The organism is Flavitalea flava (assembly GCF_054461575.1).
Map to the genome: position 1 here is coordinate 1 of NZ_JBTLQH010000092.1, position 7,619 is coordinate 7,619.

Genomic DNA, 7,619 nt, shown 5'->3' on the forward strand with positions numbered 1-7,619 from the left:
GAACTATCTGGCATTTTTGATTGCCAGAAAATAAGCATTATCTTTACCTAATAGGAAAAGAAGATTCTATGAGTACTACTGCAAAAAATAATGATAGAAAAAAAACTCTCGATATGGAAAGGAGGAAAAAAGAAGTTTCGTTTTCCAATGTACCAGATTTAAGTACCGATCCATATTTTGTAAAAAAGACAGAAAGCGCTAAACAATTACTCGATAAATATGGAGTACCAAAAAATAAGAAATAAGAAATAATCCCTTGCTAAATAGTATAGCCCATCTACATCCAGATGGGTTTCTTCTTTTTAAGAATAGGGTTTACATTGCATGGTCTCCAGTTATTTAAAATGAATTTTTGTTATATGAAACGGCTCAATTGGCTCCTGATTTCTGTTCTTACCGGCATTTATATTTTGATTAGCAGCAAAGGATCCGCACAAGCTGATCTGAGCTGGACAGAGATAGGCAAGGATTTTCACGATGCCCTTCCATTGGGGAATGGAGATATCGGCGTAAGTGCCTGGGTTGAACGGAACGGAGATCTTTTATTCTTTATCGGCAAAACGGATGCTTATGATGATAATAACCGGCTCCTCAAGCTCGGCAGAATCAGGGTAACCCTTTCTCCTAATCCCTTTGCCAATAATGGATCTTTTCAACAGGTACTGCATTTGAAGAAAGGGGAGATGGAAATAGTCGGTGGAAGCGGCAATGAACAGGTGAATTACCATTTATGGGTGGATGCCAATAACCCGGCCATTCATCTTTCTATAAACAGTAAAATAAAATTTTCAACTCAAGTCCGCCTGGAGAACTGGCGGCGTCAGGAACGCAACCTGGTGACCGACCTGGCTTTCAGCGATCCTTATCCTCCCCGCGAGGACAGTACCGTAAAATTTATTCCCACCATTCAATATCCGGACAGCATTCTCTCCGTAGGGTCAACCACCCTCGGCGGGTCAAACAGCATAATATGGTATCATCATAACCATCATTCCTGCTGGCCGTATAGCTTAACTTTACAGGGTCTGGGAGCGTTTAGCAAAGGACAGAAAGATCCCCTTTTGTCAAGGACTTTCGGAGCAGGCATCAGCGGTCCGGAATTCCGGCAAAAAAATGACAGCACCCTGATCTCGTCACAGCCTTCGATAACGCAGGAGCTGGACATCGTAGCCTTGACGACAACGGATGGTACGGTCAATGATTGGCTGCTTGCACTTAATGCCCAACAAACCAGGATCCGGCAGCAAAACCCTCGGCTATGTTTAACGGCTCATCAGGAGTGGTGGGATCAGTTCTGGAAACGGAGCCGGATCGATATACAGACAGCCGGAGATACCGGGACCCTTGTCACGCGGAGTTACGATCTTCAACGTTACCTCACGGCCTGCGGAGGCCGGGGAAAGGGTTGGATAAAATTCAACGGCTCTATTTTTACCTTGCCCTTGACCTATGATCCGGATTTCAGGAGATGGGGCAGCGCCAATTGGTTTCAGAATGTCAGGTTGGTTTATTGGCCGATGATAGCCTCCGGCGATTTTGATATATTGGCCCCTTTCTATGGTACTTATCTTTCGGCCCTGCCCCTGGCAAAAGAACGCACCCGTATTTATTATAAACATGAAGGCGCCTTTTTCTCAGAGACATCCTATGCCTGGGGAACCTATTCAAATTTCGATTATGGGTTCAATCGCAAAAATATTCCGGATGGGTTTGCGCAAAGCACCTATATAAGACATTATTGGTCGGGTGGTCTCGAGTTGTCGACCATGATGCTCGAACAGTATAAAATTACCCGGAATAATCAATTTGCGAGAGATACCCTTCTTCCCCTTGCCACAGAAATTGTACGGTTTTACGACCAGCATTGGAAACGGGACAAACAAAATAAACTCCTTTTTGATTCCACCCAGTCCCTGGAAACCTGGCAGACAGCGACCAATCCTCTTCCCGATATAGCTGGTTTGCAATATGTCCTTGAAGGACTGCTTGCTTTACCGGAAGAACTTACCACCACCGCCCAGCGTTCGGCCTGGGGAAAAACGCTTACGGATCTGCCTGCTCTGCCAAAAACCAAACGTAAGGGAAAGACTGTTCTGTTGCCGGCCTACGAATTCTGCAGTAAATCGAATGTCGAAAACCCGGAATTATACGCGGTTTTTCCCTACCGGATCTTTGGAATAGGAAAGGATTCCCTGGATATTGGCCGAAACAGTTTTGCTGCCCGGGAGTTCAGAGAGAATAAGTGTTGGTGGCAGGACGAGATACAGGCTGGCTGCCTGGGTTTGGGAAGGATTGCGGCGGGTGGGGTCAGCAAACGCATGACCGACTGGAATAAGGATTTTCGTTTTCCCGCTATGTGGGGGCCCTCCAATGACGAGATCCCTGACCTGGATCATGGAGGAGTAGGAGCAATGGCGCTTCAAAATATGCTCCTGCAGTCCGGAATGGAGCAACAGTCCGGAATGGAGCAACAGTCTGGTAAGGATAAATTGTTTTTATTTCCAGCCTGGCCGGCTTCCTGGAATGTTTCCTTTAAACTGCATGGCGCCGGTGCAACTATAATAGAAGGTGAGTTAAGAGATGGGAAGTTACAAAGACTGGTAGTCACTCCGGAGAGCCGCCGAAAGGATATCGTCATTATGTCTTTACAGTGAACTACCTCCTGAAGACCAACGGGCTCCCTTATCCCGGTCAGCATAATTCAGGCCTGTTATGCATGTTTTGTGTAAAGACGGAATACCTTATGATTTCCAGGATAAAAGCGAAGTCACAAGTGTAGCTATCCGGCGCCAGATCTTTACCTTGTTATATGAAAATAATTTTAGGTCTGCTGGCTACCCTTTTTTTTAGCCTTTCTATCCGGGCGCAGGAAATGGAATCTGCCGGTTTTATGCAATCCATCGATTATCTGGTCAATTGGGTGAATCCTGGTCCTGATAACTTTTGGGCAGACAGATTTAATCCAGGCCAACTTCAGGCAAAAGATTTGATTCAGGCGGAAGATTTGATGCCTCTAAATATGGATGATTGGTGGCAGACTGATGTAAATATCCCATTCGACAGTCTTCTGTTGAAACATGATCTCCATAAAAACCATGGCAGGCAACCCATATTTGATTTAAGGGGTAATGAAAAAATCTCTCAATACAGGTGCCAGCACTTTCGCCGGAACATCATGGATCTGGCCTTTCACTATTTTCCCTTGTCCGTTGGGTATGGTTTCCGCAACCAGCAATGCCGGCTCGCGTAAGATTTCGGGGCTTTTATCGCTGGCCAGAACAAGGGTGGGAATCCTGAGGGAGGCTACTATTTTTTTTGGCATCCTGAAATCCCCCATGATGGCTGCTTCATAGGGCAATGCGTTGGCATTGGCTTTCATCTTCGACCAGACCGGTAGAAATTGCATGATGAAGGGGACAATGGCAGGTATTCCCATGACTTTTCTTAAAAAGAACCGGACGGCGTTTCCCTTTTCCTGCCCTGCAATCATTCGTTTTAACTGCTCTTCCGCGTCGGCCGGAGGTTGGTGTTTGGGCTTACCGTTTGTGGAGTCTGCCCCAACAATATAAGGCGGCTCGAATAAGGCCAGCCGGGTGACAGGGAGACCGGCAGCCACAGCGCGGACAGCGAGCGCGGCACCCGAGGATATCCCAAATAAATACAAAACTTCTTTTGCATCCCGGGCTATTCCGGCCAAGACCTCCAGATCTTCCATTTCCCGCTGAATGGCATAGGGCATGGTATCTCCGCTGTCCCCCCGACCCCGGCGATCATAAGTGTATACGGTAAAGTTTTCGACCAGCAACGGCGCCAGTTTGACCATGGGTCCGAACTTTCTGCTACAGAAAGCACCATCTGTCAGAATCAATGCAGGGCCATTTCCTGTCTTATCGTAGGCAATGTGGGTGCCGTCTTTGGAGATCAGTTTGTCCATTGTTCAAAATTAGCTTGCCTGATAATAACAAAAGGGGGGTATTAACGACATTCTGCAGGGGTTGATTACGACAAGGTTTATCCCTAATTTTGTGCTCAGTAAGCCATTCCATCTCATGAAACATATTTCCATCCTTGTTTTGAAAGGGACCGTCCTGAGTAGCCTCGATGCCTCCAAACAATTGTTTGTCAAGGTGAATGATTTTTTGCAGTACCAGGGTAAGCCACCCCTTTTCCAGGTCGAGCTGGTTGGTATTTCCAGGGAGACCTCCCTGGATGAGGGTAATTATATTATTCACTGTGATCGTTTATTAACGGAGCTGGACAGGACCGATCTGATCATTATCCCGATGCTCTGCGGAGATTTTAGGGAGGTTATTCCCCTTAATGCCGCATTCGTCCCCTGGGTCATCCGGCAATACAGGAATAATGCGGAAATTGCCAGTCTTTGTGTGGGATCGTATTTCCTGGCTTCCACCGGTTTGCTGAATGGAAAGACCTGTGCTGCACATTGGGCTTCTGCTGCGGATCTTCAGAAAATGTACCCTGCCATAAAGGTAACAGGGGATAAGATCATCACCTATGAGCAAGGAATCTATACGAGTGGCGGCGCCTATTCTTATCTGAACCTTCTGCTTTGTCTGATCGAAAAGTATACCGGCAGGGAAATGTCTGTATTTGTATCAAAAATGTTCGAAATAGAGATCGACCGGAAAAACCAGCATTCCTTCCGGATCTTTATGGGACAAAAGAATCATGAAGATGAGCCCATAATACGGGCCCAGGAGTTCATTGAAAATAATTATACGGAGAAAATTACCATCGATCAGTTAAAAACCCTGTTTGCGCTTAGCCGGAGAAATTTTGAACGCAGGTTTAAAAAAGCTACCTCCAATACGGTGCTCGTATATATTCAACGGGTGCGTATCGAGGCTGTTAAAAAAGGGTTGGAGACCACCCGGAAAACGATTGTCGATCTGATGTATGAAGTGGGTTATTCGGATACCAAGGCCTTCCGGAATATATTTAAAAAAACGACCGGCTTATCGCCGGTCGAATACAGGAATAAGTATGGTTCAACTAGTAATTAATCCTGCTCTACTGCAGCATCATAATTGATATGTTCTTCAGCAACCACGGTCAGCGCTACATCGGCCTCTTTTTCTTCACTTAAAGTTTGCTCCAGCAGATTGGCGATTTCATCCAATCCGAGAGTTAACGCGACCTGTTTTAAACCGCCATAGGTGGCGATCTCATAATGTTCTACCTTCTGGGCAGCCAGGATCAGGCCAACGTCCCGGGTGGCTGTTCCTTTTTCCGTGTCTTCAATAATGGAAGTACCTTCCTTTAGAATGCCTTCCATGGCCTCGCATTTTTTAGCCTGGGGTTTTTCACCTAATAGTTGAAATGCTTTTTCCAAACGATCTACATGACCTTTGGTTACTTCCAGGTGTTCATCAAAGGCTGTCTTGAGTTCTTCCGAAGTAGCCGCTTTTTTCATCTTTGGAAGTGCGGCTACGATGTGTTTTTCTGCCCAGTAGATATCCTTCAGCTCATCATGCAGGAAATCCTGTAACCTGGAGTCGGTGACTTTTTCGCCGGAATTTTTTTCAGAAGATTTTTTTTGATTGTTTTTGGTGGTGTTTTTAGTTGTTGCCATGATATTGATTTTTAAAAATTTTGTTAGGTAATATTTTTTATTTCTTTATTGATATAATCATGCCAACGCCTTTCTTGCTTTTACCTATTCCCTTTTAACGTTTCTTATTTCCTTTTCTGGGTAATTCCATCCCCATCACCCACACCAACCCCGGGCTCAGACTATACTCCCTTTAATTTCATGTTGGGCAATTTCTTCCAGCGTACTGGCAGCCCTTAACTCCTCGGCCAGCGTCTCTGCCAACAGACTGGCGATATCGTGCCTGCCGATCTTCCTGGCCAGTAAAAGCATACCATTATAGGTAACTACTTCATATAATTCTACTTTTTCCGAGGCCATGATTATACCCATATCTCTGGAGGAAGATCCGGCCAGGGTATCCTGGATCACTGCTTTACTTTCCTGTGACAACTCTTCCATGGTTTCACTTTTACTGGCCGTTTTTTCCTGACCCAGAAAGTCAAATATTTTTTCCAATCGTTTTACCTGTTCTATCGTTTCCTGTAAATGATGGTCAAAACTTCTTTTTAATTTGTCCGAAGTGCTGGCTTTGCTTAATTGGGGAAGGGCTCTAACCAGGTAGTTCTCTGTCCAGTATAGATCCCTGATGCCGGCTAAAAACAAAGACACGAGCGGTGCCGGGTTTTCTAAATTTTTCATGTTTAATTTTACTTTTTACATTTACTGGTCAAGGCTCCTGATTGGGTCCGCGCCACCACTGCCCGGATAAAAGATCCGAACGGGAAAATTGTTGTTTTTCTTCCCCGGTATCAAAGGCCCTTACCATGACAATTACATCTTCCGCAGGAAGGTCTATAACTGAATAAAGGCTGTATTCGGGAGAAGGACTTTTTTTAAAGGAGGTTTCATCATTTCCCCTGGGTGGATAATGAAACAAGCGGTCCCCGACCCGGAGATGCTCTACATATGTTTTATCCAGGGGAACCGGAACGGGTTCTGTTCGGGTCTCTTTATTTTTCGGCATATCCAAAATTTCCCTTACCTAAGAAAATCCTGTGCCAAGGATGGATGGATTAATGTCCGTTTTTATGCCAGGAGAAACTAGGCAGGAACTTTCCGTGGTTTTTCCCTTTCCCAGAAGCGGTGCTGACCGATGGCTGTTATAAAGTCTTTGGATAAGCTATTCACTTTATCGTTGAGCAAAATACCATTGGTCAACGTCTTATCTGCCCCGGTTTTCGACGCATTTCCAACTAGTTCCGGCAATATATCGGCAAAATAGGTCCTTTGTAAAACCGGTGTTGCCGCGCTGTCAGCGGCAATGGCTTTGCAATGCCGGTAAGCCTGATTAAGAAAATGAATGGCATCCGGATCATTCGCCAAAATACCCGCATTGGTTTTACCGGAAGGAACATAGACGGCATCATAAAAAACAGAAGCGGTGGTCAGCAGACTTTTATCGATGGCAACGGTCTGTCCGCCTTCTCCTTTGACCGATCCCAGACGCGGGGCTATGATCTCGGCCACAGCACCGGCCGCGGTAAGCGCTTTGCGCATGGCCGCTACATTATTTTCGTTCACGCCATCGGCAACGAGGATCGCAATTTTACGGGTTTTTATATTACCCTTTGGCGTGTTAGCCATACTAAGGGCCGGCGAAGGCACAGGTTTTCCCTTTACCGGAATAGGCTGAAAACGTTTAGGGTCTCCGTCAGCGGGTATGCTTTGATTAAGCGGCGGATCGATGGATTTCGGAACGCTGAGACCGAGACCATAAGCTACTTCTTCTGCAAGGCCTTTGTCGACCTGGGAAAGGATATATAACATACGTTCACGGATGGCTACGATCTCCACTTTACCCAGTTCAAAACGCAGCGCATCGATCATATGATTTTTTTCAGGCTCCGATTGGCTGGTAAAAAATAAAGCAGCCTGGCTAAAATGATCAAAAAAACTTTGGCTTCTTTCACGGATCTTTTTGGCATCGATCCTTTCGGCATAGGAACTAAACCCGCCTTCCGACATTTTTGCCTGGAAGGGGCATCCGCCTCCCATGGAGTTGGGA

The 7,619-nt window shown here is 45.8% G+C and carries 8 protein-coding genes; 3 read left to right on the top strand and 5 right to left on the bottom strand.

Features of this window, described 5'->3' with window-relative positions:
* The first annotated feature begins 68 nt into the window (after positions 1-68).
* Both ACX0G9_RS31205 and ACX0G9_RS31210 read left to right on the top strand, forming a co-directional pair.
* Positions 69-245, top strand: a complete 177-nt coding sequence (locus tag ACX0G9_RS31205) for a hypothetical protein (RefSeq protein ID WP_459068917.1) — start codon at positions 69-71, stop codon at positions 243-245.
* Between the two features lie 114 nt (positions 246-359).
* Positions 360-2,654 (top strand): DUF5703 domain-containing protein, encoded by a 2,295-nt coding sequence (locus ACX0G9_RS31210; RefSeq protein ID WP_459068918.1) that lies wholly within the window; start codon positions 360-362, stop codon positions 2,652-2,654.
* A gap of 464 nt (positions 2,655-3,118) precedes the next feature.
* On the opposite strand, the gene ACX0G9_RS31215 is transcribed toward ACX0G9_RS31210, so the two are convergent.
* On the bottom strand, positions 3,119-3,934 hold the full coding sequence (locus ACX0G9_RS31215; RefSeq protein WP_459068919.1) for an alpha/beta fold hydrolase: 816 nt from the start codon (positions 3,932-3,934) through the stop codon (positions 3,119-3,121).
* Positions 3,935-4,049: 115 nt separating this feature from the next.
* Between ACX0G9_RS31215 and ACX0G9_RS31220 the strand changes: the two genes are divergently transcribed.
* Complete coding sequence (locus tag ACX0G9_RS31220; protein ID WP_459068920.1) at positions 4,050-5,024, top strand: GlxA family transcriptional regulator; 975 nt, start codon at positions 4,050-4,052, stop codon at positions 5,022-5,024.
* Here ACX0G9_RS31220 and ACX0G9_RS31225 read toward each other — a convergent pair.
* The 4 genes from ACX0G9_RS31225 to ACX0G9_RS31240 form a co-directional block, all read right to left on the bottom strand.
* Positions 5,021-5,593: a YciE/YciF ferroxidase family protein gene (locus tag ACX0G9_RS31225; protein WP_459068921.1), complete on the bottom strand. Its 573-nt coding sequence runs from the start codon at positions 5,591-5,593 to the stop codon at positions 5,021-5,023. The two genes, ACX0G9_RS31220 and ACX0G9_RS31225, sit on opposite strands and share 4 nt — an antisense overlap.
* 156 nt (positions 5,594-5,749) lie before the next feature.
* The gene (locus ACX0G9_RS31230) at positions 5,750-6,253 is read right to left on the bottom strand and encodes a YciE/YciF ferroxidase family protein (RefSeq protein ID WP_459068922.1); all 504 of its coding nucleotides are present in this window, start codon (positions 6,251-6,253) and stop codon (positions 5,750-5,752) included.
* A 28-nt stretch (positions 6,254-6,281) separates the two neighbouring features.
* Positions 6,282-6,578, bottom strand: a complete 297-nt coding sequence (locus tag ACX0G9_RS31235; protein WP_459068923.1) for a hypothetical protein — start codon at positions 6,576-6,578, stop codon at positions 6,282-6,284.
* A 77-nt stretch (positions 6,579-6,655) separates the two neighbouring features.
* The coding region (locus ACX0G9_RS31240; protein ID WP_459068924.1) for a catalase-related domain-containing protein at positions 6,656-7,619 on the bottom strand (964 nt) is incomplete at its 5' end.

Bases quoted from the DNA above. Each gene is read 5' to 3' on its own strand.
- ACX0G9_RS31205 (WP_459068917.1), top strand. From the start codon at position 69: ATGAGTACTACTGCAAAAAATAATGATAGAAAAAAAACTCTCGATATG.
- ACX0G9_RS31210 (WP_459068918.1), top strand. From the start codon at position 360: ATGAAACGGCTCAATTGGCTCCTGATTTCTGTTCTTACCGGCATTTAT.
- ACX0G9_RS31215 (WP_459068919.1), bottom strand. From the start codon at position 3,934: ATGGACAAACTGATCTCCAAAGACGGCACCCACATTGCCTACGATAAG.
- ACX0G9_RS31220 (WP_459068920.1), top strand. From the start codon at position 4,050: ATGAAACATATTTCCATCCTTGTTTTGAAAGGGACCGTCCTGAGTAGC.
- ACX0G9_RS31225 (WP_459068921.1), bottom strand. From the start codon at position 5,593: ATGGCAACAACTAAAAACACCACCAAAAACAATCAAAAAAAATCTTCT.
- ACX0G9_RS31230 (WP_459068922.1), bottom strand. From the start codon at position 6,253: ATGAAAAATTTAGAAAACCCGGCACCGCTCGTGTCTTTGTTTTTAGCC.
- ACX0G9_RS31235 (WP_459068923.1), bottom strand. From the start codon at position 6,578: ATGCCGAAAAATAAAGAGACCCGAACAGAACCCGTTCCGGTTCCCCTG.